The following is a 24,991-nucleotide window of genomic DNA, read 5'->3' on the forward strand; positions in this document are numbered from 1 at the left end:
CCCTGCCCCCCGGCCCCTACACCGTCACGGTGCTCGACCTGCTGGGCCGGGCGGTGCAGCCGGCCCTGCCCGCCAGCGGCGGCACCCGCGTGGCGCTCGACGCCGGCCGGCTCAGCAAGGGCGCGTACCTGGTGCGGGTGCAGGGCGCACATTTCAACCAGGTGCTGCCGCTGGTGCGCAACTGACGAGTGCGTGTTTCAGCGCCGGGGCCCGGTGGGACAGGTTGAATGCGGAGTTAGAAGTGAATAGTTAAAACCTGAGACCTACCAGGTTTTAACTGTTCACTTCTAACTTCCCCGGGGCCCGGCGCTACTCCACCCGCTGTAAATCCAGGTCTTGGAAGTCGTAGGAGGTGCCGGTGGGGTAGGGCACGATCGTGTCCATCTTGAGGCTGGCGGCCCGGCCCTGCGCATCCAGGGCGAACGCGGTAAAGGCATCAACGGTGTTAAAGCTGCGGTCCTTCCAGCGCACCACGTAGGTGTTGCCGCGGTAGGGCAGCAGCTGCCCCACCAGGCGCGGGGAGCGCGCGGCCTTCCACCAGAGCTGCGTGCCCTGCTGGTAGACGGTCACGTCCCCGAACCAGGCATCGCGGTAGCGGCCCAGGTAAGGCGAATAATCCGGCCGCTTGGGCGCCGCTTGTTGGGCCGCGGCCACCTGCTGCCACGCGGCGGCTTTGGCCTGGGCGTCGCCGCGGCGGGCGCCGCCGCCGGGGCGACCAATTCCTGCACCCGGTCCCGGCCACGCAGGCCTAGGTAGTAGTCTTCAATTTGGTTGGTCACCGCCGTGTAAGCGTCCCGGCTTCGTTGGTTGGTGAGCACGACGATGCCTAGGTGCAGCTCGGGCAGCAGCGTGACCTTGCTCACCATGCCTGTGGTGCCGCCCGTGTGCCACACTTCCTGGTAGCCCCGCACGTCGCGCAGAAACCAACCCAGGCCGTAGGCGGCGAAGTGGGTCGTGTAGGGCGAAGGGGCCGGGCTGAGCGGCATCAACGTTTGCGGCGTCCACAGCTCTTGCAACGTGGCCGGCTTCAGCAGCGGGGGCGGGGCCCGGGCCCCCGAGCAGCATCCGGACCCACTGGCTCAGGTCGGCCACGCTGCTGTAGAGGCCGCCGGCCGCGCCCAGCAGCGCGCTCCGGTAGCGCGGAACGACCTGCACCCGGCCATCTACTGGACTGTGGGCGTCACTCACGTTGGTGGGGTCGGGCAGGCGGGCAAAGTCGGCAGCGCTGCGGCGCATGCCCAGCGGCTGGAGCAGGCGGGCCTCCACAAAACTTGTCCAGGGCTGGCCCGTGATGCGGGCCACCACTTCGCCGGCCACCAGGTAGAGGCTGTTGTCGTAATCGAATCGACTGCGAAACGACGACGCCGGCTTGAAATAGCGCAGGCTGTGAATCACGTCCTGGACCGTGAAGTCGCTCGAGTCCGGAAAAAACATCAAGTCGCCCACGTGCTGGCCCAGCCCGCTGCGGTGCGTGAGCAGGTCGCGCACGGTGAACTCGGCCGTCGCGTAGGGGTCGTACATCTTAAACTCCGGAATGTACTTGGTCACCTTGTCGTCCCAGCGCAGCTGGCCCTCGTCCACCAGCAGGCCCAGGGCGGCCGTGGTAAAGGCTTTGGTGTTGGACGCAATGCCGAACAGGGTGTTGGCATCCACCGGCGCTTTGGTTTTCAGCGAACTGACGCCGTAGCCTTTGGCCAGCACTACCTGCCCGTCCTTGACCACGGCCACGGCGATGCCGGGCACGTCGAAGGCTTTCAAGGCGCGGGCCACCACGGCATCGACGGCCGCCACGTCGAGCGGCGCGGTAACGGGTGGGGCTGTTTGGCCCAGGGCTGGGCCGGCGGTCAGTAAGGCCAGGGCCCAGCAGAGTAAAGAAAGTTGGCGCATAAAGCGGGGAAGAATTGGGTAAATAGTTTAAGGTCAGTTCTTATGGGTAATTGGGGAGCAACTAGCCGCCGCGCCGCCCGCCAAACGGCCCAACCCATAACCCGCTGGGCGAGTCGGGCGCCTCCTGCCCGCGTGGGTCAGCAAATCGCCCGTGCCTGCGCTCCAACCTCCCTTACTTGGGCCGCAGCTCATTTTTTATTACCTGGCCGCCTTTCATCACGAAGCGCACCCGCTCCAGGGCGGTGATGTCGGCGAGGGGGTCGCCTTCCACGGCGATGAGGTCGGCGGCCATGCCCGGGGCCAGGGCCCCTATCTTGTCTTTCAGGCCCAGCAGCTCGGCCCCGTTGAGGGTCGCGGCCCGGATGATTTCCAGCGGCGGCAGGCCGGCCGCGGCGTAGGCCCGGAACATCTGCAGGCTGCTTTGGCCGCGGGTTTTGCCGGGCACCTGGTAGTACTCGTCGGAGCCGGCCGCAATCCGCACGCCCGCTTTCACGGCGCGGGCCAGGCGCTTGTTGTTGCTGGCGGCAAACTCCTGCGCGCCTTGCTGGTCTTGCTGGCGCTGTTCGGGTGTGGCGCTAGTCGGCGTGGGGAAGATGCTGGTATAAAATTCGGCCAAGTAGTCGGTGGGCACCAGAAAAATCTTCTTGGCGGCCATCATTTTCAGCACGTCGTCGGGGATGGTATAGGCGTGCTCGATGGAGTTCACGCCGGCCTCGGCGGCCATGCGCGTGGCCTCGTCGCCAATGGCGTGGGCCGCCACGGGCCGCCCCTCCCGGTGCGCTTCTTCCACGATGACCTTCAGCTCGGCCAGTGACACTACCCGCGGGTCGGTGTTGACGATGACCTTGATGCAGTCGGCCCCGTCGTAGAGGGCCTGGCGCACGGCCCGGCGGGCGTCTTCCACGCCGCTGATGGCCACGTACTCTTGTGCCACCAGGGCCTGGGCCTCGGGCGTGAGGTGCCCGAACTACCCGCCCGCCGCAGCCAGCGCGCGAGTAGAGGCCACAATGCGCGGTCCTGCCACCTCGCCTTTGTTGATGGCATCCCGCAGGGCCACGTCGCCATTGAGGCCGCTGTTGCCCAGGTCGCGCACCGTGGTGATGCCGGCCTCCAGGTCCTCGCGGCCCATGGCCGCGCCCAGCAGCGCCCGGCGCGCCGTGCTCAGCGTGGCCACGGTCACGAGCATGTTGTTGTCGTCGCCGCCCAGTTCGGGTTTATAGTTTTGCAGCAGGTGGGTGTGGGCGTCAATCAGCCCCGGCAAAACCAGCGCATTGCCCAGGTCGAGGACTTCGGCACCGGGCGGAATCGGCAGGTTGGCGCCGACCTGGAGAATGGTGGGGCCCTGCACCAGCACCACGCCGTTAGCGACGACGCGGCCGGTGCGCACGTCCAGCAAGCGCCCACACTTCACGGCCCGGATGGCGGGCGGGGCGGGCGTTTGGGCCAGGGCCGGCCCGGCGGTTAGCAGGGCCAGGGCCCAGCGGAGTAAAGAAAATCGGCGCATAAAGTGGCGAAAGTGGATAAGTGGTTTAGGATGTTACTTTTAAACCAGGTGAAAGTGCCGATAAACTGCTCTACCCCGCCTACCGCTGCCGGACCGCCCAGGCGTCCATGCGCCGCTCCAGCACGGCCAGCGGCATGGTGCCGCCCGCCAAAATTTCGTCGTGGAAGGCACGTAGGTCGAACTTGGGGCCCAGCTGCTTTTCGTAGCGGGCGCGCAGCTCCCGGATTTTTAGCTGGCCTACTTTGTAGGCCAGCGCCTGGCCAGGCAAGGACATGTAACGCTCGATTTCGGACGTGGCAAATTGCTCGCTGGTGGCTTCATTGGCCAGCATGTACCGGATGGCTTCTTCGCGGGTCATCGTGCCGGTGTGCAGGCCCACGTCCGTTACCAGGCGGATGGCACGGTGAATGTCGAGTATCAGGGCGCTCATTTGTTGGTACGGGTCGGTGTAGAGGCCCAACTCCCGGCCCAGGCTCTCGGTGTACAGCCCCCAGCCTTCGTTAAACGCCGAGTAGCTGCCGAAGCGGCGGAACTTGGGCAGGGCGGTGTTTTCCTGTTGCAACGACACCTGGTAGTGGTGGCCCGGAATGGCTTCGTGCAGAAATAGGGTTTCCATCGCCGAGTTGGTGACGGTGTTGAACTTGGTGGCGTCGAGAATGGGCACGTAGAAAATGCCCGGCCGCGAGCCGTCCGCCGTACCGCGGCTGTACTGGGGCGCGGCCGATGCCGCCCGAAACGCCTCGGTGGCCCGCACCTCAAACCCGGTGCGGGGCACCCGGCCAAACAGCTTGGGCAGGTTGGGCGCCATGCGGGCCTGAATGGCCGCGAAGCCCGCCAGCACCTCGGCCTCGGTTTTATAGGGGGTAAAGCGCGGGTCGGTGTTCAGAAACGTGAAAAACGCGGGTAAATCGCCTTGAAAACCAACCTGCGTTTTAATCTTTTCCATCTCGGCGCGCAGGCGCTTCACCTCCGCAAGGCCGGTTTGCGAAAGCTGGGCGGGCGTGAGGGCAGTAGTGGTCCAGAAGCGGATGGCCTGGGCATACATCGCCGGGCCGCCGGGCACGGCCCCGATGCCGCTGCTGGCGCGGGCCTGGGGCAGGTACTCGGTTTTCAGAAACTGAGCCAGCCGGGCGTAGGCAGGCACGAGCTGCGTACTTATGGCTTTCTGATAGGCGGCCGTGAGCCGGCTGCGGTCAGCGTCGGTGAAAGTGGCCGGAAACTTCGTGAGCGGCCCGTAGAACAAGCTTTTGGCCGGGTCCGTCACCACGAAGCTTTCGAGCTGCGGAATCATCTTCCCCACCAAGGCTTTGGGTAGTACCACGCCGGCCCGCATCCCGCGCCGAAAGTTGCCGATGGCCGAGTCGGCCCAGACAGGGAAACCGCCCACGCGCCCGAGCCAGTTGTCGTAGTCCTGCACCGTTTTGAAGGGCTGGTTGCCCGTGCCCGCGCCCAGCTGGCCCATCGAGTTGGGAAAGCTAGCGAATTGGGTAAAGGGCAGCATCCAGGTAGGCTGCTGCAAGTCGGCCAGCTTGGTGCTCAGGTCGTAGTCGAGGATGTCGTAGCTAATCTGGTCGTTGACGCTGAGGGCTTTGCGGTCATTCTTGCGCAGCTGGGCCTGGTATTTCTGGTAAAACGACTGCACCTGGCTGCGAAAGGCCTGGGTCTGGTCGTTGGGCAGCTGGTCGTTGTAGCGGTTGTCGCCCTGCGTCGTAGCTGCCAGCGGAAAGAGCTTGGCCTGCTCGTCCCAGTACGCCGCAAATAGGGCCCCCAGCGGCGCCGAGGCGGCGGGCGGCACGGCAGCGGCGGCGGTGGTTTTCGCGATGGGTTTGGTTTTTTGCGCCAGTGCAGGCGCAAACGGGTAAGTGACCAGCAGGGCCAGGACCCAGCGGAGTAGAGAGAATCGACGCATAGAGCGAAGAAGAAGGATAAGTACTTTGTTGTTAATATTTTATGGCTGGATGACAGGGCCGGCAAACTGCCCTACTCCGCCTACCGCTGCCGGGCGGCCCAGGCATCCATCCGCTTTTCCAGCACGGCCAGCGGCATGGAACCGCCGTCCAGGATTTCATCGTGAAAAGCACGCAGGTTGAATTTGGGGCCCAGCTGTTTTTCATAGCGGGCCCGCAGCTCGCTGATTTTGAGCTGCCCGGTCTTGTAGCCCAGCGCCTGGCCCGGAATGGCCATGTAGCGCTCTACTTCGGCCGTCGCACTTTGCTCGCTAATCGCCTCGTTGTCCAGCATGTACTGGATGGCTTGCTCGCGAGTCAATTGGCCGGTGTGCAGGCCGGTATCCACCACCAGGCGCAGGGCCCGGTGGATTTCCGCGCCCAGGTGGCCCATCAATTGATTTGGGTCGGTAAAGACGCCCAGCTCCTGCCCCAGGCTTTCGGTGTACAGGGCCCAGCCTTCGACGAAAGCGTTATAACTGGCCATGCGCTGGAAGCTGGACAGGTTGGGGTTTTCCTGCTGCAAGGACAGCTGAAAGTGGTGGCCCGGAATGGCTTCGTGTAGGAACAGCGTTTCCATCGCCGGGTTGGCGGCCGGGTTGAACTTGAGCGGGTCGAGAATGGGCACGTAAAAAATGCCCGGCCGCGAGCCATCGGGGGCCCCTGGAAAATACTGGGCCGAGGCCGAAGCGGCCCGGAAGGCCTCCGTTTGGCGCACTTCAAACCCGGTTTTGGGCATGTGATTAAACAGCTTTGGCAGCGCCGGTGCAATGCGTGCCTGCACGGCCCGGAAGGCGTCCAGCACCTGCTGGTCGGTTTTGAAAGGCCGGAATTGCGGGTCGGTGTTTACGAACGCGAAGTAGGCTTTCAGGTCGCCTTTGAAGCCGGTTTGCGTTTTCACGCGCTCCATCTCGGCCTTGATGCGGGCTACCTCGGCCAGGCCGATGGCGTGAATCTGCGCCGGGGTGCGGGTGGTCGTGGTGCCCACTTCGGCGGCGTAGGCGTAGCGGGCCGCACCCTGGGGCAGCGCGTTGTAGCCCGCCGTGGCGCGGGCCCGGGGTAAGTATTCGGTTTCGAGAAAGTCGGCCAGCTTTTGGTAGGGAACCAGCACGTCGCGCCGAATGGCGGTTTGGAAGGCGGCCGTCAGGCGGGCCTTATCGGCCGGCGAGAAACTGGCCGGAAACGCCGCTACCGGGCCGTAAAACAAGCTTTGGTCCGGGTCGGCCACCACCATCGCCCGCAGCTGGGGCAGAATCTTTGCCACCAAGGCTTTGGGCAGCACCACGCCCGCCCGCATTCCGCGCCGGAAGTTGGCAATGGCCGAGTCGTTCAGGGCCGGGAAGCCCTGCAGGCGGGCCAGCCACCGGTCGTAGTCGGGCACGGTCTTGAACGGCTGCGGGCCTTTGCCCGACCCGAATAAGGGCAGCACGTTGGGCAAGGACTGAAACTGGTTGAACGGCATCAGCCAGTTGTTGAACCGAAACCCCGCTAACTGCTGCGTCAGTTCATAGTCCAGGATGTCGTAGCTCAACTGGTCGGCCGGGCGGAGCTGGGCACGCTCAAACGTGCGAAGCTGCGCCCGGTACCGCTGGTAGAAAGTCCGCGCCGTGTCCCGGAAGGCCTGGGTCTGGTCGTTGGGCAGCCGGTTGTCGTACGTGTTATCGCCCAGAAACGTCGCAAACACCGGAAACAGCTGGTTTTTGCGGTCGTTGTATTGTTCTAACAGCGCGGCTAGCGGGGCCGAGGCAGCCGGCGGTGCCGGCGCATTGGCGGCGGGTTTCGCAGCAGGTTTGCCTTTTTGCGCGGTTGCGGCGTGTGGCGGGGCAGCGGTGAGCAGGGTGCCGGCCGCGAGCAGGGGCAGTAACAGTTTTTTCATGAAGGGAAATCTGAACATTTGAGCGGACAAGAACGGTCAAATAATGAACTATACGATTAAATAATATTCACTTTACTACAATACTGGGCAAAAAGAAAGCCCCGGTAGCGGGGCTTTCTTTTTGAAGAATAAACGGCACGGGGCCCGCTATTACTATTACTGCGCGTCGGCCCAGCGGGTCATTTTCTGGTCGAGGATGTCGAGGGGCATCACGCCGTCCTTCAGCAGTTCGTCGTGGAAGGCGGCGAGGCTGTACTTGTTCTGGTACTGGCCGGGGCGGTGCTCGCGCAGGTGCTCGCCGCCGCCGAGTTGCTGCCGGGCGCGGTTGCGCAGCTCCCGAATCTTGAGCTGGCCAATCTTGTAGCTCAGCGCCTGGCCGGGGATGGCCATGTAGCGCTCCACCTCGGCCGTGGCCGCTTCCTTGGTCGTGGCCTCGTTGTCGAGCGAGTACTGGATGGCCTGCTCGCGGGTCAGGTTCTGGCTGTGCATGCCCGTGTCAATCACCAACCGGATGGCGCGGTGCATCTCCTGGCTTAGGGCCCCCAGGTACTCGTAGGGGTCTTTGTAGAGGCCCAACTCGCGGCCCAGGCTCTCGCAGTACAGGGCCCAGCCCTCGCCCATGGCCCCGTACCAGGCGAAGCGCCGGAACTTGGGCAAAGCGGTGTTTTCCTGCTGCAACGACACCTGGTAGTGGTGCCCGGGAATGGCCTCGTGCAAAAACAGCGACTCCATGCCCGGCGTGCGGTACTGGGTAGCGTCGAGAATCGGCACGTAGAAAATGCCCGGCCGCGAGCCGTCGGGCGTGCCCTGGTTGTACTCGGCCGAGGCCGAGGCGGCGCGGAAGGCCTCGGTCTGGCGCACCTCAAACGGCGTTTTGGGCGTGCGGCCGAACAGCTTTTTCAGGTTCGGCTGCATCCGGCCCTGGATGGCGCGGAAGCCGTTGAGCACGTCCTCGGGCGTTTTGTAGGGGAAAAAGCGCCGGTCGGTTTTCATGTAAGCCAGCAGCGCCTTCAGGTCGCCGTGGAACACCAAGCGGGTGCGCACCGCGTTCATCTCGCTCTGGATGCGGGCCACCTCGCGCAGCCCAATGTCGTGGATTTCGGCCGGCGTGCGGCTGGTGGTGGTCCAGTTTTTCACCAGGAAATTGTACTGCGCCGGGCCGTTCGGCAGGGCCCCGTGGCCGGTGGTGGCGCGGGCCTTGGGCAGGTATTCCTTCTCCAAAAAGTCGCCCAGCTTCTTGTAGCTCGGCACCAACTCGCCCAGAATGGCCTTCTGGTAGGCGGCCGTCAGGCGGGTTTTGTCGGCATTGGCAAAGGTGCCGGGCAACAGCGTGATGGGGCCGTAGAACAAGCTTTTGGTGGCGTCCGTGGTTTGCAGGCTGCGTATCTGCGGAATCATCTTCACCACCAGCGTTTTGGGCAGCACCACGCCCGCCTTCATGCCGGCCCGGAAGTTGGCAATGGCCGAGTCGGCCCACACCGGGAAGCCGTGCACGCGGCCCAGCCAGCGGTCGTAGTCCTGCACCGTTTTGAATGGCTGGGCCCCCGTGCCGGCCCCAAACTGCCCGAGGGCCAGCGGCAGGCCCCCAAACTGGTTGAAGGGAATCATCCAGCTGTTCGGGAAGTCGGCGCCCATGGCCAGGCCCAGCTTCAGGCCGTCGAGCCGGGTTTGCAGGTCGTACTGCAAAATGTCGTAGCTCACCAAGTCGTTGCCGGCCAGCTGCTTGCGGTCAAATTTGGTCAGCCGCCCCAGGTAGCCCTGGTACAGGCCGGCCAGCGAGTCGCGGAAGGCGCGGGTCTGGTCGTTCACCAGGCGGTTGTTGTAGCGGTTGTCGCCCTGGCTGGTGGCCGCCAGCGGAAACAGCGGTGCCTGCCGCTCCCAGTAGCCTGCAAACAAGGCGGTTAGTTCACCCGGAGTCGCCGTGGCGGTGGTGGGCTTGGTTTTGTTGCAGGCACCGGCGAGCAACGCCAGGGCCCCCAGGCCGGTAAGTAGAAGTTTGCGCATGACGTAAAAGCAGCCCTAAAACACGAAAGTTTGGTTTGGCTGGGGCCCGGCCGGCGGCGGCCAGTGGGCGGCCAGCCCGCAAAGTAGGCAGGTTTTGGGGCCCCGCCGGGGCCCTAGCGCCCGCCGAGGTGTTCGGCTTTCCAGCGCATGGCCGCCTGCACCCGCGTGCGGCCGCTGGGGTGGTCGAAGAAAATGATTTCTTCCAGCGGCGTGGGCTCAATTTTGCGGTATTCCGACAGCTTCATGGCGATGGCCGCGAAGCCGTCGGGCTGGCGGGCCGCGTTCAGCCCAAACAGGTCGGCCTCCTGCTCGTTGGTGCGCACAAGGGTGTTGGTGACGGGCGTGGCCAAAAAGCTCACTATTGCAAACAGCGCCGCCAGCAGCGGCAGGCCGCCCACGTCGGCCAGCCCCGCCACGCCCCACTGGGGCCCGTAGCGGTGCACCAGCCAACCAAACGCCCAGTCGACCACCCAGAAGCCGATGCCGACGAGCAGCAGCAGAAACACCAGCAGCTTGGGGATGTGGTTTAGCACGTAGTGGCCCAGCTCGTGGCCCATCACGGCCTGCACCTCGGCGGGTGTGCAGCGGCGCAGCAGGTTGTCGTTCAGCGACACGCGGATGGTGCTGCCCAGCCCGCTCACGTTGGCGCTGATGCGCTTGCTCTGCTTGGAGGCGTCGAAGTAGTACACGTTGTCGGCGGGCACGCCGTTGGCGCGGGCCATGCTGAGGATGCCTTCCCGCACCGGGCCAGCCGGCAGCGGCGTGTACTTATTAAAGAGCGGGCTGATGAACACCGGCCCCACAGCTACCCCCACTACCGCGAAGGCCCACACAATGGCCGTGCCCCACACCCACCACCGCGCCCCGGCGCGCCGGATGGCTCCGTACAGCGCCAGCACCAGCAAGCTGCCGAACACCACCGTCACGGCCAGGCCCTTCAAGTCTTCGCCCAGCCAGGCCCCAAACTTCAGGTTCGAGAGGCCGTATTGGTGCTCGCGCACAAAGCCCTCGTACACGGAGAGCGGGAAACTCAGCACGGCCGCCAGCAGCAGGTACAGCGCCGCGTAGGCCCACTTTTGCTGCCACCGGCGGGGCAGCCGCTCGGTGCGTGCCCGCAGCCACCGCGACAGCCCCAGCCCCAGAAACACGCCCGCTACACCCAGCGCGTACACCAGCCCCCAAAGTTGGAGCCAGTAGCCGCCCTCAAAGTAGGCGTCCGACTTGGCCTTCTGGGCCGGGGTGAGGGTGTCGAGGTAGTGCCGGGTGGCCGCCTCCACGTCGAAGGCCGGGCGGCGCAGCGCGGCCGTATCGGCCGGGATGGCTTGCGCCGTGGCGGGCCCCGCCCACCGGCCTGCGCCCAAAGTCAACGCCAACAGCAAGAGTAGTTTGTACAGCATCCGCGAAGTAAGGTTAAGATGAGGGCGGCCGGGGCCCCGGCCGGCCGCAAGCTACGGGGCGGGGCGGTTTGGACAAGGGGCCCAACAAAAAGCCCGGCGCTAGGCCGGGCTTTTTGTTGGGGGTTGGCGCTGGAGCAGTTTTTGGGTAACTATGCTTAGTTAAAAGTTAAAAGTGAAGGGTTAAAAATCAGACGGATAAATTTTTAACCCTTCACTTTTAACTTTTAATTCACTCCCCAAACGTCTATTAACCTGGGAATTGCTCTAACGGGGCCTAGTGCGCGGGCTGCCGTGGGGCCCGCGCCGCCGCCGCTGCTACCGGAGCACCAGCACGTCCACGGGGCGCTCGGCTTCTTCCAGCACTAGGCCCAGGGCCCCCAGGGCGCGTTGCAGGTCGCCGGGCTTTTCGGGCTGAAACTCGAAGTGCAGGTTGTAGCGCGTGGCCAGCCCGGTGGCGTCCAGCACCGGCCGTTTCACCACGCCGAAGCCTTCCAGGTAATCGGCCAAAGTGGCCAGCGGGGCATTGGGCGCTTCGTAGCCGCCGCCCGAGGCCGCGGTGCCCGCGTCGGCGGGGCCCACCGCTGGGGGCAGCCGGCGGGCGTTGGCCACCTTCAGCAAGTACACTGGTTTGGTGCGCGGCTCCAAGGCGGCGCGCAGCTCGAAGCGGGCGGCCAGCTCGCGCCGTAGCGTGGGCCGCAGCGTGGCCTCCTGGCCGCGGGCCACGATGAGGTCGAAGCAATACATGGGCTCGGGGGCCCCGGCGGGCGCTTTGGGGCGCAAGTCGAGGGTGCGGTAGTCCGACGGGTCGCCGTAGGCCAGGCGGTAGAGCATGGCGAGCGGCAGGTTGATGGCTATTAGGCGGCGGTTGTGGAACACCGATGAATTCTGCGGGTACGTGCGCATCATGCTGCCCAGGCCCTGCATGGCCGGTTGGATGAGGAAGTGCGGCGGCGTGGCGGCGTTGGCGGGGAAGTAGGTGGCCATCGGGTTTTCCACCAGGTCGTCCTTCACCAGCGGCAAGCGCACGGGCAGCCCCCGCAGCACGCTGTCGATAACGCCGGCCGTGACGTGCCGCGGGTCGGTGCTTGCCACCACCCGGCCCGCGGCGTCAATCAGCACGGTGTGCGGCACGATGTGGTACGAAAACAGCCGCTGGAGCGAGTCCAATTGCGCGGGGCCCACCGCCGCAAACCACAGGTTGGAGGGCCGCGCCGCCAGGTAGCGCGCCACCCGCGCCGGCGTTTCCTGGCTGATGGCCAGCACCTGCAGCCGCCCGGCAAACTGCTTTTGCAGTTGCTGCAAGTGCGGCATGGCCGCCACGCACGGCGCGCAGTACGTGCCCCAAAACTCCAGCAGCACCACGCGGCCCCGCAGCGCGGCCAGCGACGTGGTGGGCCGCGGCGCGTTTTGCACGGCGGCGAAGCGCAGCGCGGGCGCCGGGGCCCCAATAATGGTTTCGGCGGGTACTTGGGCCCCGGCGGGGCGCGTGGCTAGCGCGAGGCTGAGCAGTAAGAAAAGGAGCGTTTGCAGGGTCTTCATGGGGCGAGGTTTTTTTTGACAAACCTCGCGGTGGGGGAGGGCCCCTTGCGTTAACGCCCGTTAAGCACTGTTAAGGAGTGTTAAAGTTGAGCAACTTCGGGGGCGCACCGGCTACTTTCGGGCCCCATGACCCGGCAAATCAAACTTCTGGTGCTGCTAATGGCCGCGTGCACGCTGGCCCTGGCCGGCCTGCAAGCCTACTGGAACTACCAGGCCTACCGCACCGCCACCCGCACCTTCCGCCGCGACGCCAACGAAGCCCTGGCCGAAGCCGCCAGCCAGGAAATGCAGCTGCGCCGAGAAGCCCTGCTAAGTCGCTACCGCACCTGGCTGGCCGATACCAGCGAAATCATTTTGCGGGGCTACGTAGAGCCGGTGTACAACAGCCCGCGCTTTTTCGTAGCCGACAAGCACCCGTTCCCGAAGGAAAAGCGCGCCCCGTACGAAATCGGCTTCACCGACTTTACGGGCCACCTAGGGCCCCGGCCGGCCCGGCTCGACGCGGTGGCCCGCGCCTTTTTCATCCAGCGCTTCACGGTGGGCGCCGTGGCGGCCGATGTGCGCACGGGCCTGACGTATTTCTACACAAAAAGCCTGGGCGACAAGTTGATTGCCGCCTACGCCGCCGATACCGTGCACCGCCGCCGCCTGGCCGTCCTCTACGCCCAGGCGCTGCGGCGGCGCGAAGTAGCCGCGCCGTTTCGGCTGCGGTTCGACAGCCTGGGGGCGCCGGGGCCCCGGGCGGCGTTTGCCACCGCCCCGGTGCGCGTAGACTTTGCCAAGAAAATGGCCGGCCGGGTGCGCGCCGGGTTTGCCGACCCCAACCGCGCGTACTTGGGCCGCATCAAGTGGGTGCTGCTGGGCTCGGTGGGGCTGATTGGCATCGTGGTGTGCTGCTTTGCTTACACCACGCGGGCCCTGCTCAGCCAGGAGCGGCTGGCGGCCCTCAAGGACGACTTCGTGAACAACATGACCCACGAGCTGAAAACGCCGGTGGCCACCATCGGCGTGGCGGCCGAGGCGCTCGAGCAATTCGCGCTGGGCCCAGCGGCCACAGCTGAGTACCTGGGCATCATCCGGCAGCAGGCCGCCCGCCTGGGGGCCCTGGCCGACAAGATTTTGCAGAGCGTGGTGGCCGAGCAGGCTGGCCTGGCCCTGGCCCGCCTGCCCCTCGACTTGGGGGCCCTGCTGGCGCCCGTGCTGCGCGAGGCCCAGCCCCGGCTGGTGCAGGCCGGCAGCCGCCTGGCCTACGCCGCGCCCGCCGGCCCCGTGCCCCTCGTGGGCGACGCCGTGCACCTGACCAACGTGCTGGCTACCCTGCTCGACAACGCCCTGAAATACGGCCAGCCGGGCAGCGAAATTGCCCTCTGGTGCGGCGCCGAAAACAGCCAGGCCGTGCTGCGCATCACCAACGAGGGCCCCGGCATCCCGGCCCAGTACCAGGCGCGGGTGTTCGAGAAGTTCTTCCGCGTGCCCACCGGCAACCGCCACGACGTGCCCGGCTCGGGCCTGGGGCTGCACTACGCCCGCGCCCTGGTGCAGCGCCACGGCGGCATCCTGGCCCTGCACAGCCAAGCCGGCTGCACCACCTTCACCATCCGCTTGCCCCTCGCGCCCGTTCCTTAGAGCAGTTGTCCACCAGGCTAATGCACGCTTTAGGTATAATTAAAAATTAAAAATGATGAATTAAAAATATGATAGTCAATTTTTTAATTCATCATTTTTAATTTTTAATTATACCCAAGACAATGTCCCCAATGCCGCCCTTGCCCCACCTGCTGCTGCTCGAAGATGAGCTGCCCCTGGCCCGCATCGTGCGTGAAAGCCTGGAGCGCCAGGGCTTCCGGGTGACGCACGCGGCCGACGGGGCCCTGGGGCTGGCCGCGTTCCGCCGCGAGCCGTTCGATTTGTGCCTCGTGGACATCATGCTGCCGCAGCTCGACGGGCTGGCGTTCGTGGCGGAAATCCGGCGTACCAACCAGCAAGTGCCGGTGCTCTTCCTCACGGCCAAGTCGCAGCCCGCCGACGTGGTGCAGGGCTTTGGGGTGGGCGGCAACGATTACCTGCGCAAGCCTTTCAGCCTCGACGAGTTGGTGGTGCGCCTGCGCGAGCTGCTGCGCCGGGCCCCGGCCGCCGCGCCCGCGCTGCCCGCCGCCGTGCCGCTGGGCCGCTACGTGTTCGTGCCCCTGCGCCAGGAGCTGTGGCTCGACGGCCAACTCAGCGCCCGGCTCTCGCACCGCGAAAGCGAGCTGCTGGAGCTGCTCGCCCGCCACCACCCCCGCCCGCTCGACCGCAAAGCCGCCCTGCTGCAACTCTGGGGCGACGATTCGTTTTTCCACGCCCGCTCGATGGATGTGTTCATCTCCCACCTCCGCAAATACCTCCGCCACGACCCCACCGTGGCCATCCTCAACCTGCGCGGCGTGGGCTACCGGCTGGTCGCGTAGCCCGGACTGTAACCCGATCTGTAGCGCGATGTAGTCCGCGGCTCTCGCTTCGTCCTGCTGATTACCGTTGAGCGACCGTTCAGAGCCGCGGACTACAAAGTCCGCGCTACAGATCGGGCAAGGGGCCCCACAAAAAAAGCCCGGCGCGAGGCCGGGCTTTTTGGCAGACGAATGGCGTGGAAACTTACTTTACTGGCGTCAGCAGCTGGGCCAGCTTGGTTTGCAGCTCCTCGCCGCGCAGGTTGGTGGCCACGATTTTGCCGGCGGGGTCGAGCAGGAAGTTCTGGGGGATGCCCAGCACGCTGTATTGCTGGGCTACGGCGTTCTGCCAGAACTTGAGGTCCGACACCTGGTGCCAGACCAGGCCGTCGGCGGCAATGGCTTTCACCCAGGCGCCCTGGCCGTTCTCCCGGTCCAACGATACGCCTAAGATGGTGAAGCCCTTGTCTTTGTAGGTATTGTAAGCCGCCACCACGTTGGGGTTTTCCTGGCGGCAGGGGCCGCACCAGCTGGCCCAGAAGTCAATCAGTACATACTTGCCGCGCAATGATGAGAGTGTGAGCGGCTGGCCCTCGGGCGTGTTTTGGGTAAAGTCGGGCGCCAGGGCCCCCAGGGCTACCGCTTGCAGCTTGGCAATTTGAGCGGCGATTTTCTGGCCCTCGGGCGTGGCCCGCACCTTGGGCGAAATCTTCTCGAAAAGCGCCGAATACTCGGCTGCTTTGGGTGCGTAGCCCACGGCTTGCTTGAGGGCAAACAGGCTGAACCGGTCATCGGGGTGGGACGCCACAAAGTCGGCGGTGATTTTTTTCTGCGCCTCGTCAAGGGCGTCGAACTTGGATTCGAGCGCATCCATGGCGGGCTTGTCTTGCTTGGCGCGGGCGGCCCTGTACTCCTTGCTCAGGGTCTTGCCTTGCGCGCTCAGCGGCTTCAGCTGGGCTTTTAGCTGGTTGGCGGCGGCATTGAGTGGCGTGCCCGTAATGCTGGCTTTGGCAGCTGAATCGGGCGTTGCCACTTTGATCGTGCCTTTTTCGAGGTACACGATGGTCTGATCGCGCGATTTTAGCAACGGGGTTCCCTGGTGGCTTAGGAACAAGTGGCCGGCCTGCGGCCCGGGTACGGTGCCTTTGAACGCAAACGCGCCGTTCTTTATCACCGCCGAGTCCACAAACGGGCGGTCATTGACGGCGTAGTTCAAATAGACTTTGTCGGCGGCCTTGGGGTTAGCGACTTTGCCATTCAGCACGAAGTTTTCGGCCTGGGCGTGGCCCAGTAGGGGCAGGGCCCCGAGGGCGGCCGCGAATAAGAATTTCATTAGCAGAAAAGGATGGTGCGAGCGGCTAAGGTAGGGCCCAACAGCGCGTTAGAAAAATACCACGCCGGGGCCCTATTTCTGGGCGGCGGCCCAGGCGTCCATTTTCTTTTCCAGCACGGCCAGCGGCATCGAGCCGTCCTTCAGGATTTCGTCGTGAAAGGCGCTGAGCGAAAACTTGGGCCCCAGCTGCTGCTCGTACCGGGTGCGCAGGGCCCGGATTTTTAGGGCCCCAATCTTGTAGCCCAGCGCCTGGCCGGGGATGGCCATGTAGCGCTCGATGGCCGAGGTGGCGTCCTGGGTGCTCAGGGGCAGGTTATCGAGCATGTAGGCGATGGCCTGCTCGCGGGTCAGGTTGCGGCTGTGCAGGCCGGTGTCCACCACCAGGCGCACGGCGCGCAGCATCTCGTCGCCCAGGGCCCCGGCGTACTGGTAGGGGTCGGTGTAGAGGCCCAGCTCCTTGCCCAGGCTTTCGCAGTACAGCGCCCAGCCCTCCACGTAGGCGTTTTGGCCGCCGAAGCGCCGGAACTTGGGCAGGGCGGTGTTTTCCTGCTGCAACGAAATCTGGTAGTGGTGCCCAGGAATGGCCTCGTGCAGGAACAGCGACTCCATGCCCGAGGTGGTCGTGAACTTCGTGGCGTCGAGAATCGGCACGTAGAAAATGCCCGGCCGCGAGCCGTCCGGGGCCCCCTGGTTGTACTCGGCCGAGGCCGAGGCGGCGCGGAACGCCTCGGTCTGGCGGATCTCGAACGGCGTTTTGGGCACGTGGCCGAACATCTTGGTCAGGTTCGGCGCCATGCGCTGGTGAATGGCTTCGAAGGCGGCCAGGATCTGGGCCGGCGTCTTATAAGGCCGGAAGCGCTTGTCGGTTTTCAGGTACTCGAAGAATGCCCGCAAGTCGCCCTTAAAGCCCACGCTGGCCTGCACGCGCTCCATCTCGGCGCGAATGCGCTTCACCTCGCCCAGGCCCACCTGGTAAATCTCGGCCGGCGTCATGTCGGTCGTGGTGGAGTTGGCTACCAGGTACTTGTACATGGCCGGGCCGCCGGGCAGGGCCCCCAGGCCGCTGGTGGCGCGGGCCTTGGGCAGGTACTCGGTTTGCAAAAAGTCGCCCAGTTTCTTGTACGTCGGCACCAGTACCGTGCGGATGGCCTCCTTGTAATCAGCTGTCAGCCGGGCCTTGTCGGCGGCGGAGAAGCCGGCGGGAAACTTGTTGATGGGGCTGTAGAACAGGCTCTTGGTGGGGTCGCTCACCACTAGGGCCCGCATTTGGGGCACCATCTGCGTCACCAGAGCCCGGGGCAGCACCACGCCGGCCCGCACGCCGGTGCGGAAGTTGGCGATGGCCGTGTCGGCCCACACCGCGAAGCCCCGCACGCGGCCCAGCCAGTTGTCGTAGTCCTGCACCGTTTTGAAGGGCTGGATGCCCTCGCCCGAGCCCATCTGGCCCATCGTCAGGGGCAGGGCGTAGAACTGGTTGAAGGGCATCATCCAGGTATTGAGCTGCAAGCCGGCCAGGTTTTGCTGCATCTGGTACCGAAAAATGTCGTAGCTGAGCTGGTCATTAGGCCCCAGCTGGGCGCGGTCGAAGCGCTCCAGCCGCGTCAGGTACGTCTGGTAAAACGTGCGCAGCGAGTCGCGGTAGGCGCGGGTGCCGTCGTTGGGCAGCTGGTCGTTGAAGCGGTTGTCGCCCTGGCTGGTGGCCGAGAGCGGGTCGAGGCGCGACTGCTTTTCCCAATAGGCGTCGAATAGGGCCCCCAGGGCCTTGGGGTCGGCGGCGGTGGGGGCCCCGGCGGCGGTGTCAGCGGGGCGGTTTTGGTTGCAGGCGGTGGCCAGGGCGGCGGCGGCCAGCCCGGCGAGGAGAAGCTTTTTCATGAACGAACGGAGCGAATGCGGCCGCCAAACTACGGCCCCCGCCGGGCCCGCCGCGTGAAGAACGGTGCGGCCGCCGCCCGGCCAATTACCTTTAGCGCTCCCTTGATAAGATTAAGCTGACCAATGCGAGCGAATACCCCCACCGGCGCGGTTGCGCTGCCCCAGCTGCCCAAGTCCCCGACCGGCATCGACGGCCTCGACGAAATTACCGAGGGCGGCTTGCCGCTGGGCCGGCCCACGCTTGTCTGCGGCAGCGCGGGCTGCGGCAAAACCCTGATGGGCATCGAGTTCCTCGTGCGCGGCATCGAGAACTACGGCGAGCCCGGGGTACTGATGGCCTTCGAGGAAACCGCCGAAGAGCTGACGGCCAACGTGGCCTCGCTGGGCTTCGACCTGGGGGCCCTGCAAGCGGCCAAGCTGCTGCGCGTGGACCACGTGCACGTGGACCGCACGGAGATGGAGGAAAACGGCGAGTACGACCTGGAGGGCCTGTTCATCCGCCTGGGCTACGCCATCGACTCCATCGGGGCCAAGCGCGTGGTGCTCGATACCATCGAGACGCTGTTTGCGGGCTTCACCAACGAAGGCGTGCTGCGCTCGGAAATCCGCCGGCTGTTTCGCTGGCTCAAGGACAAGGGGGTGACCACCGTCATCACGGCCGAGCGCGGCGACGGCACGCTGACGCGCCAGGGCCTGGAAGAGTACGTATCGGACTGCGTGATTTTGCTCGACAACCGGGTGATTGACCAGATTACGACCCGGCGGCTGCGCGTGGTGAAGTACCGCGGCAGCACCCACGGCACCAACGAGTACCCCTACCTCATCACCGAGGACGGCATCTCGGTGCTGCCCGTCACCTCGCTCAAGCTCGAGCACAAGGTGTCGAACGACATCGTATCGTCGGGCGTGGCCGGCATCGACGCCATGTTCGAGCGCGGCGGCTGGTACCGCGGCAGCAGCACGCTGCTGACGGGTACGGCCGGCACGGCCAAAACCACGCTGGCGGCCTCCTTCGTGGCGGCCGCCTGCCAGCGCGGCGAGCGGTGCCTGTACTTCGCCTTCGAAGAATCGCCGGCCCAGCTCGTGCGCAACATGCAATCGGTGGGCGTCGATTTGGCCCCCTACCTGGCCCAGGACCTGCTGCGCATCGACGCCTCGCGCCCCACCCTCAATGGCCTGGAGCGCCACCTCGTGACGTTGCACCGGCTCGTGACCGAGTTCCAGCCCCACACCGTGGTCATCGACCCCATCAGCAACCTCATTTCGGTGGGTAGCATCAGCGAGGTGCGTAGCATGCTCACCCGCCTGATCGACTACCTGAAAGTGCACGGCATCACGGCCCTGTTCACGGCCCTCATCAGCGGGCGCGACGGCCGCCATGAAATGGCCGAGGAAGGCGTCTCGTCGCTGGTCGATACTTGGCTCTCAGTGCGCGACCTGGAGGGCATCGGCGAGCGCAACCGCGGCCTGAGCATCCTCAAGGCGCGTGGCCTGGCCCACTCCAACCAGGTGCGCGAATTCGTGGTGACGACTCGGGGCGTGGAACTGCTCGACGTGGTGGTGGGCCCCCTGGGCATCATCACCGGCGCCGGCCGCCTGGCCCAGCGCGCGCAGGCCCTGGCCGCTGTGGCGGCCGAGCAGCAGGCGCTGGACCGCAGCGACCGCGAGCTGGAGCGCAAGCGCCGGGTGCTGGAGGCCACCATCGGCAACCTGCGCACCGAGTTCGAATCGGTGGAAGAGGCGCTGCGCCGGGCACGGGCCGCCCAGGAAGGGGGCCCGGCCGACGGCGACGCCGCCACTAGGAACGAAGAGGGCCTGGGGCCCCAACGTTCAGCTTAAAATTCCCGTAGAGACGAGGCAATATGGAAATGAGGGAAGATTTTACGGAGGTTGCGCCCACGGGCGGTAAAAAATGGGAATTGCGCCTGTACGTGGCCGGCCAGACGGCAAAGTCGGTGGCCGCGCTGGCCAACCTGCGCCGCTACTGCGAAACGCACATGGAAGGCAGCTACTCGCTGGAAGTGATTGACCTGCTGCTGCACCCGCAGCTGGCCGAGGGCGACCAGATCCTGGCCATCCCGACGCTGGTGCGCCGGGTGCCCGCGCCCCTGCGCCGCATCATCGGCGACCTCTCGAACGAGGAGCGTGTGCTCGTGGGGCTCGACATCCGCCCGCGGGGCCCCCAATAGGCCGTGGAACCAACCGCTGCCCCGCCCGCCGAATATGCCTTCGAGCTGTACGTGACCGGCGCCACGCCGAACTCGACGCGCGCCGTGCGCAACATCAAGGAAATCTGCGAGCAGCACCTGCCCGGGCGCTACGCGCTGCGCATCGTGGACCTGTACCAGGAGCCCCAGCTGGCGCAGGAGCAGCAAATTGTGGCGGCCCCCACGCTGGTGCGGGTGCGCCCGCTGCCCCAGCGCCGGCTCATCGGCGACCTTTCCGACCGGGCCGCGGTGCTGGCCGCCCTGGGCCTTACTCCCGCGCCCCCCGCCGCATGACGCCGCCGCTCCCCCCGCCCGATGCCGCCGCCCTCGGCCCTCGACAACGAGGAGCTGCGCCACCTGCCTGCGCGAAGCCGAGGAGCTGATTGCCGCCGTGCGCACCGGCGCCGTGGATGCGCTGGCCATCCAGGGCCCCGAGGGCCCCCGCATCTTCACCCTCGAAAGCGCCGACCAGGGCTACCGCGCCCTCATCGAGCAGATGAACGAGGGGGCCCTGCTGCTGAGCCCCGAAGGCACGGTGCTGTACTGCAACGCGGCGCTGGCCGGGCTGCTGGGCCACGCGCCGGCCGCCCTGCTGGGCGAGGCCTTCGAGGCCTGCGTGCCGGCCGATTTCTGGGACTATTGGGCCGGGCTGGTGGCGCGGGGCTGGGCCGGCAAGGCCCGTGGCGAGCTGCCCCTGCGGGGCCCCGAGGGGGCCCTGCGGCCGTGCGGGGACTATTGGGCCGGGCTGGTGGCGCGGGGCTGGGCCGGCAAGGCCCGTGGCGAGCTGCCCCTGCGGGGCCCCGAGGGGGCCCTGCGGCCGTGCGCCGTGTCCATGAACGGGCTGAGCTTCGACGGGGCCCGGGCGCTGGCCGTGCTCGTGACCGACGTGTCGGCGGCGCAGGAAATTGACGGGATTCGGGCCCTGGTGGCCGAGCAAAACACGCTGATTGACCGTGCCCACGACGAGCTGCTGCGCCAGCAGGCCGCCCGCCGGGCCCTGGAGCAGGTAGCGGCCGAGGTAGGGCGCGTGCTGGAGGGCATCCCCCAAATTGCCTGGACCTCGACCCCTGAGGGCCTCAATTCCTACCTCAACCGCCGCTGGTTCGACTTTGCCGGCGACGGCCCCGCGGCCGAGCCCGGGCCCATCACGGGCCGTATCCACCCCGCCGATTTTGTGCCCGCCACGGCGCGCTGGCGCCACAGCCTGGCCACCGGCGTGCCCCTGGACGTGGAGTGCCGCATCCGCAACGCGGCCGGCCACTACCGCTGGATGCTGGGCCGCGCCCTGCCCTCGCGCGACGAGGCCGGCCGCATCCGGGAGTGGATTGGCACCTTCACCGACATCCACGAGCAGAAGCTGGCCCTGGAGCGCGTGGCCCAGGCCCAGGCCCAGCTGCGCGCCAACAACGAGCAGCTCACCCGCGTGAACGAGGACCTCGACAACTTTGTGTACACGGCCTCGCACGACCTCAAGGGGCCCATCACCAACATCGAGGGCCTGCTCCAGGCCCTGCTGGCCGAGCTGCCGCCCGCCAGCCGCGACGCCGCCCAGGTGCCGGCCATCCTCGACATGATGCAGGATTCGGTGGACCGCTTTCGGCGCACCATCGAGCACCTCACGGCCGTAATTGAGGTGCAGAAGGCGGAGCCCCAGGCCCCCGCGCCGGCCGACGTGCTGGCCGTCATCGCCGACGTGCGCCTCGACCTAGCTCCCGAGCTGCGGGCCGCCGGTGGCCGCCTGGAAGTGGACACCGACGACTGCCAGCCGCTGCCCTTCGCCGAGAAAAACCTGCGCAGCGTGGTGTACAACCTGCTCAGCAACGCCATCAAGTACCGGGCCCCGGGCCGGCCGTTGCGCGTGCGCCTGAGCTGCCACGCCGTGGGCCGCGAGGTGGTGCTGGCCGTGCAGGACAACGGCCTGGGCCTGGACCTGGCGGCCGATGACCCCCGGCTGTTTGCCATGTTCCAGCGCCTGCATGACCACGTGGAGGGCTCGGGCATTGGCCTCTACATGGTGAAGAAGCTGGTGGAAAACGCCGGCGGCCGCATCGCCGTGCAAAGCCAGCTGGGCGTGGGCTCCACCTTCACCGTGCACTTCCGGGCGTAGCCCTACCCCGCCGGGGCCCGAGGGCCCCCCAAGCCGCTCGCCAAAAAGCAACCAATTCGGGGCCCCGCCGCTAGCCCGTGGTCATCGCGTGAGCGGCGGTGGGGCCCCGGTGCGCCAGCGCCAAACCAAAGAAATAACACGCAATTCGGGGAAACACTTTGTACTGGTGTAAATAATATTTATGTTTGCAATATAAATTATTGAGATAAAAAAATTATAAATATCAGTTTATCAAGCAATTAATAAGGTTTTAAATATAAACTAATAAAAAATAATACAAATTTATAGCAAAAATGTACTCCTGTTTTATTCAGTTGAGCTAGCTGCTTCTTTCGTTCGATCGTCTTTTTCTATTCTATGCACACCACTACCCCTTCCTTGCCGGCGTTAGGCGCCGGTGCTCTAAAATTGCGGTTAGCGCTGGCCCTGGCGCTGGCCCTGCCGGGGTTTCGGGCTCGGGCCCAGGCCATTACTTTTCCCCGCTTCGCGTCCTTTACCGGCACCGATGCTTCCGGTTTTAAGCTCGGGGGCACCGCCCGGCTCACGGCGGGCGGTACCGCACCCGCCGACCCGGCCAACGACGGGGTGCTGCGCCTCACAGAAGCCATAGGTTCGCAGGCGGGCTACGCCATCGACAACTCGGTTTTTGCCACCCCCAACGGCTTCAGTATTTCTTTCGAGTTCTTCGCCTACGGGAGCACCACCATCGAACCGGCCGATGGTTTTAGTATGTTTCTGGTGGATGGGGCTGGCACCGACCCGTCGGCCAGCCCCACCCAGTTTAGCGTGGGAGGAGCGGGCGGCTCGTTGGGTTACGCGCCGCTCTCAACCAGCCCAGGGGTCAGCAAGGGCTATCTGGGTATTGGCATCGACGAGTTCGGTAACTTTTCCAACCCCACGGAAGGCCGCCTTGGCGGGCCCGGATTTACGAAAAACGCCGTGGCCCTGCGGGGGCCCTACGACCCGGCCAATACCGCCAATGGCTACAAATACCTGAGCGGGACCACCAGCCTGGGCTTCAACTTGGCCGTAGGCGGCTCTGCCCGCATCACCAGCCCCGCCGACGCCGGCTACCGCAAGGCCTACGTCAACGTGATTCCGGTGGGCAGCGGCAGCAACATCACGTACCGGATTACGGTGCGGATTCAAAACGGCCAAAACCTGGTCACCGCCGTAAACAACTTCACGGTGGTCAACCCGCCGGCCACGCTGCGAGTAGGCTTCGCGGCCTCGACGGGCGGCAGCAACAGCGTGCACGAAATTCGGAACTTGCAGATTGTGCAGGCTCCCATTGCCAACGACGACCAGGCCACCACCAAGTACAACGCGCCCGTTACCATCAGCGTGCTGGCCAACGACCAGGTTGCCAGTGGGGCCCCGGCCATCGACCCGGCTACCGTGGACCTGGACCCCACGACCGTTGCCATTGACAATACCTACACGGTGGCGGGCAAGGGCACCTTCACCGTTTCCAACACCGGGGTGGTGATGTTCACGCCCAGCGGTAGCTTTTCGGGCACGGTGGCCATTCCCTACACCGTCAACAACGTGAACGACAACATTTCTAACCCGGCCACCATTTTGGTGACGGTGACGGGGGCCGACGTGGCCTCGGCGGTGAACGGGCCGGCTACCGCCACCCCAGGCTCCACGATTTCTTACGCGGTAACGACCACCGACAACGGCCAGGAAGATGCCACCAACGTTATTCCCACCCTCCAGCTGGCCAGCGGGTTGGTACTCGTCAGCGCCAGCCTGCCGGCGGGGGCCACTTACGACGCCACCTCCCGGCTCGTCACGTTTGTCCAAACAACGCTTACGGCGGGCAATTCGGTGACGAACGCCGTGCAGGTAACCGTGCCGGCCGCGGCCCCGGCCGGCACGGCATACGCCAGCACCGCCGCCTACGCCTACCCCAGCAACGAGGCCGTGCCCGACGGGGTGGCGGGCAACAACACGGCCAGCATCACCACCACGGTTGGGGGCCAGGCCAACGTGGCCGCCGTCTGCGCGACGCCCGGCAAGGATGGCCCCGCCACGCTGGACGCCTCCTCGGCCCAGCCCAACACTTACTACGCCGGCGCTACGGCCACGGCCGGCAGCAAAACCCTGGCCGTGAATACCGCCGTGGGGCCCACCGGCAACACGGCCACCCCCATCGCCGCCGGCGACCTGCTGCTCATTATGCAGGTGCAGGGCGCGGCCATCGACCAAACCAATACGGCCACCTACGGCACGACGAGCAGCGTGGCCGCCGGCCTGTACGAATACGCCGTGGCCGCCAGCGCCGTGGACGCAAGCGGCAACCTGGCCCTGGTGGGGCCCCTGAGCAGAACGTACACGAACGCCGACCCGGACGCCACCACGCCCAGCAGCGCTTCGAAGTGGTGCGGGTGCCGCAGTACTCCGCCCTCACCCTCACGGGCGCGCTGCGTGGCCTGCCCTGGAATAACACGACCGGCGGGGTGCTGGTGCTGGACGTGGCCGGGCAAACAACGTTCAGTAGCGGCGGTACGCTGGACATGAACGCCGCCGGTTTCCGCGGCGGAGCTGGCATTGCCACCACCAGCACCGCAACTGCCAGCAGCACGACTTACGTGGCGATGAACGCTACTGATGGGCCGTATGCCTTGAAAGGGGAGGGCATTGCCGGCCAGCCCGGCACCATCTACGACGGCACCACAACCGTGAGCAATGGCAACGGCTACGGTAGCACTGGCGGCAGCGCGGCGCGTGGGGGCCCCGCTACTGGTGGCGGCGGCGGCAACATCGGGGCGGGCGACTGGCCTCAACGCCGGCGGCGGCGGCGGGCCACGGCGGCGCTGGCAGCACCGCCGCTGCCAACACCGGCGGCAACGGCGGCATTGGCGGTCGGGTAGCCAGTGTTCTTGCA

General features: G+C 65.8%; 18 protein-coding genes and 2 pseudogenes. 9 read left to right on the forward strand and 11 right to left on the reverse strand.

Annotated elements, in window-relative coordinates; translation table 11 throughout:
• Positions 1-185 (forward strand): T9SS type A sorting domain-containing protein (locus BEN49_RS28415; protein ID WP_158023024.1); only part of this gene is annotated, 185 nt, incomplete at its 5' end.
• A gap of 124 nt (positions 186-309) precedes the next feature.
• On the opposite strand, the gene BEN49_RS29830 is transcribed toward BEN49_RS28415, so the two are convergent.
• The 9 genes and pseudogenes from BEN49_RS29830 to BEN49_RS21370 form a co-directional block, all read right to left on the reverse strand.
• Positions 310-654, reverse strand: coding sequence for a DUF3471 domain-containing protein (locus tag BEN49_RS29830; protein ID WP_239692044.1), 345 nt, complete (start codon positions 652-654; stop codon positions 310-312).
• Positions 567-986: a serine hydrolase gene (locus BEN49_RS30260; RefSeq protein ID WP_262490235.1), complete on the reverse strand. Its 420-nt coding sequence runs from the start codon at positions 984-986 to the stop codon at positions 567-569. Before BEN49_RS30260 ends, BEN49_RS29830 begins: the two co-directional genes overlap by 88 nt.
• Positions 979-1,887, reverse strand: a pseudogene (locus BEN49_RS30265) (serine hydrolase domain-containing protein); the annotation flags it as partial. The pseudogene BEN49_RS30265 and the gene BEN49_RS30260, both read right to left, overlap by 8 nt.
• Positions 1,888-2,059: 172 nt before the next feature.
• Positions 2,060-3,391, reverse strand: a pseudogene (locus tag BEN49_RS29835) (amidohydrolase family protein).
• A 79-nt stretch (positions 3,392-3,470) separates the two neighbouring features.
• On the reverse strand, positions 3,471-5,300 hold the full coding sequence (locus BEN49_RS21350) for a DUF885 domain-containing protein (RefSeq protein WP_070746439.1): 1,830 nt from the start codon (positions 5,298-5,300) through the stop codon (positions 3,471-3,473).
• Between the two features lie 80 nt (positions 5,301-5,380).
• Positions 5,381-7,213 (reverse strand): DUF885 domain-containing protein, encoded by a 1,833-nt coding sequence (locus tag BEN49_RS21355; RefSeq protein ID WP_070746451.1) that lies wholly within the window; start codon positions 7,211-7,213, stop codon positions 5,381-5,383.
• A gap of 156 nt (positions 7,214-7,369) precedes the next feature.
• A complete protein-coding gene (locus BEN49_RS21360; protein WP_070746440.1) occupies positions 7,370-9,217 on the reverse strand; it encodes a DUF885 domain-containing protein in 1,848 nt (615 codons plus the stop codon).
• A gap of 113 nt (positions 9,218-9,330) precedes the next feature.
• Positions 9,331-10,614, reverse strand: coding sequence for a M48 family metallopeptidase (locus BEN49_RS21365; protein WP_083326327.1), 1,284 nt, complete (start codon positions 10,612-10,614; stop codon positions 9,331-9,333).
• A 315-nt stretch (positions 10,615-10,929) separates the two neighbouring features.
• Positions 10,930-12,153: a TIGR03435 family protein gene (locus tag BEN49_RS21370; protein ID WP_070746441.1), complete on the reverse strand. Its 1,224-nt coding sequence runs from the start codon at positions 12,151-12,153 to the stop codon at positions 10,930-10,932.
• A gap of 126 nt (positions 12,154-12,279) precedes the next feature.
• On the opposite strand from BEN49_RS21370, the gene BEN49_RS21375 reads away from it, so the two are divergent.
• Both BEN49_RS21375 and BEN49_RS21380 read left to right on the forward strand, forming a co-directional pair.
• A complete protein-coding gene (locus tag BEN49_RS21375) occupies positions 12,280-13,779 on the forward strand; it encodes a sensor histidine kinase (RefSeq protein ID WP_070746442.1) in 1,500 nt (499 codons plus the stop codon).
• Between the two features lie 131 nt (positions 13,780-13,910).
• Complete coding sequence (locus BEN49_RS21380) at positions 13,911-14,600, forward strand: response regulator transcription factor (protein ID WP_070746443.1); 690 nt, start codon at positions 13,911-13,913, stop codon at positions 14,598-14,600.
• 184 nt (positions 14,601-14,784) lie between these two features.
• On the opposite strand, the gene BEN49_RS21385 is transcribed toward BEN49_RS21380, so the two are convergent.
• Together BEN49_RS21385 and BEN49_RS21390 are read right to left on the reverse strand one after the other, a co-directional pair.
• Positions 14,785-15,912, reverse strand: coding sequence for a TlpA disulfide reductase family protein (locus tag BEN49_RS21385; protein WP_070746444.1), 1,128 nt, complete (start codon positions 15,910-15,912; stop codon positions 14,785-14,787).
• A gap of 72 nt (positions 15,913-15,984) precedes the next feature.
• Positions 15,985-17,784 (reverse strand): DUF885 domain-containing protein, encoded by a 1,800-nt coding sequence (locus tag BEN49_RS21390; RefSeq protein WP_070746445.1) that lies wholly within the window; start codon positions 17,782-17,784, stop codon positions 15,985-15,987.
• 123 nt (positions 17,785-17,907) lie between these two features.
• Between BEN49_RS21390 and kaiC the strand changes: the two genes are divergently transcribed.
• The 6 genes from kaiC to BEN49_RS21420 all read left to right on the forward strand — a co-directional run bounded on the left by kaiC (position 17,908) and on the right by BEN49_RS21420 (position 24,977).
• On the forward strand, positions 17,908-19,623 hold the full coding sequence (kaiC, locus tag BEN49_RS21395) for a circadian clock protein KaiC (protein WP_083326328.1): 1,716 nt from the start codon (positions 17,908-17,910) through the stop codon (positions 19,621-19,623).
• A 23-nt stretch (positions 19,624-19,646) separates the two neighbouring features.
• Complete coding sequence (locus BEN49_RS21400; RefSeq protein WP_070746446.1) at positions 19,647-19,973, forward strand: circadian clock KaiB family protein; 327 nt, start codon at positions 19,647-19,649, stop codon at positions 19,971-19,973.
• A 3-nt stretch (positions 19,974-19,976) separates the two neighbouring features.
• A complete protein-coding gene (locus BEN49_RS21405) occupies positions 19,977-20,285 on the forward strand; it encodes a circadian clock KaiB family protein (RefSeq protein WP_070746447.1) in 309 nt (102 codons plus the stop codon).
• Positions 20,286-20,352: 67 nt separating this feature from the next.
• A complete protein-coding gene (locus BEN49_RS21410) occupies positions 20,353-22,098 on the forward strand; it encodes a PAS domain-containing sensor histidine kinase (RefSeq protein WP_498366039.1) in 1,746 nt (581 codons plus the stop codon).
• A gap of 357 nt (positions 22,099-22,455) precedes the next feature.
• Positions 22,456-24,624 (forward strand): Ig-like domain-containing protein, encoded by a 2,169-nt coding sequence (locus tag BEN49_RS21415; RefSeq protein ID WP_083326329.1) that lies wholly within the window; start codon positions 22,456-22,458, stop codon positions 24,622-24,624.
• Complete coding sequence (locus BEN49_RS21420; RefSeq protein ID WP_070746450.1) at positions 24,621-24,977, forward strand: hypothetical protein; 357 nt, start codon at positions 24,621-24,623, stop codon at positions 24,975-24,977. Before BEN49_RS21415 ends, BEN49_RS21420 begins: the two co-directional genes overlap by 4 nt.
• Positions 24,978-24,991 lie beyond the last annotated feature (14 nt).

It is taken from the genome of Hymenobacter coccineus (genome assembly GCF_001816125.1).
Taxonomy (GTDB): domain Bacteria; phylum Bacteroidota; class Bacteroidia; order Cytophagales; family Hymenobacteraceae; genus Hymenobacter; species Hymenobacter coccineus.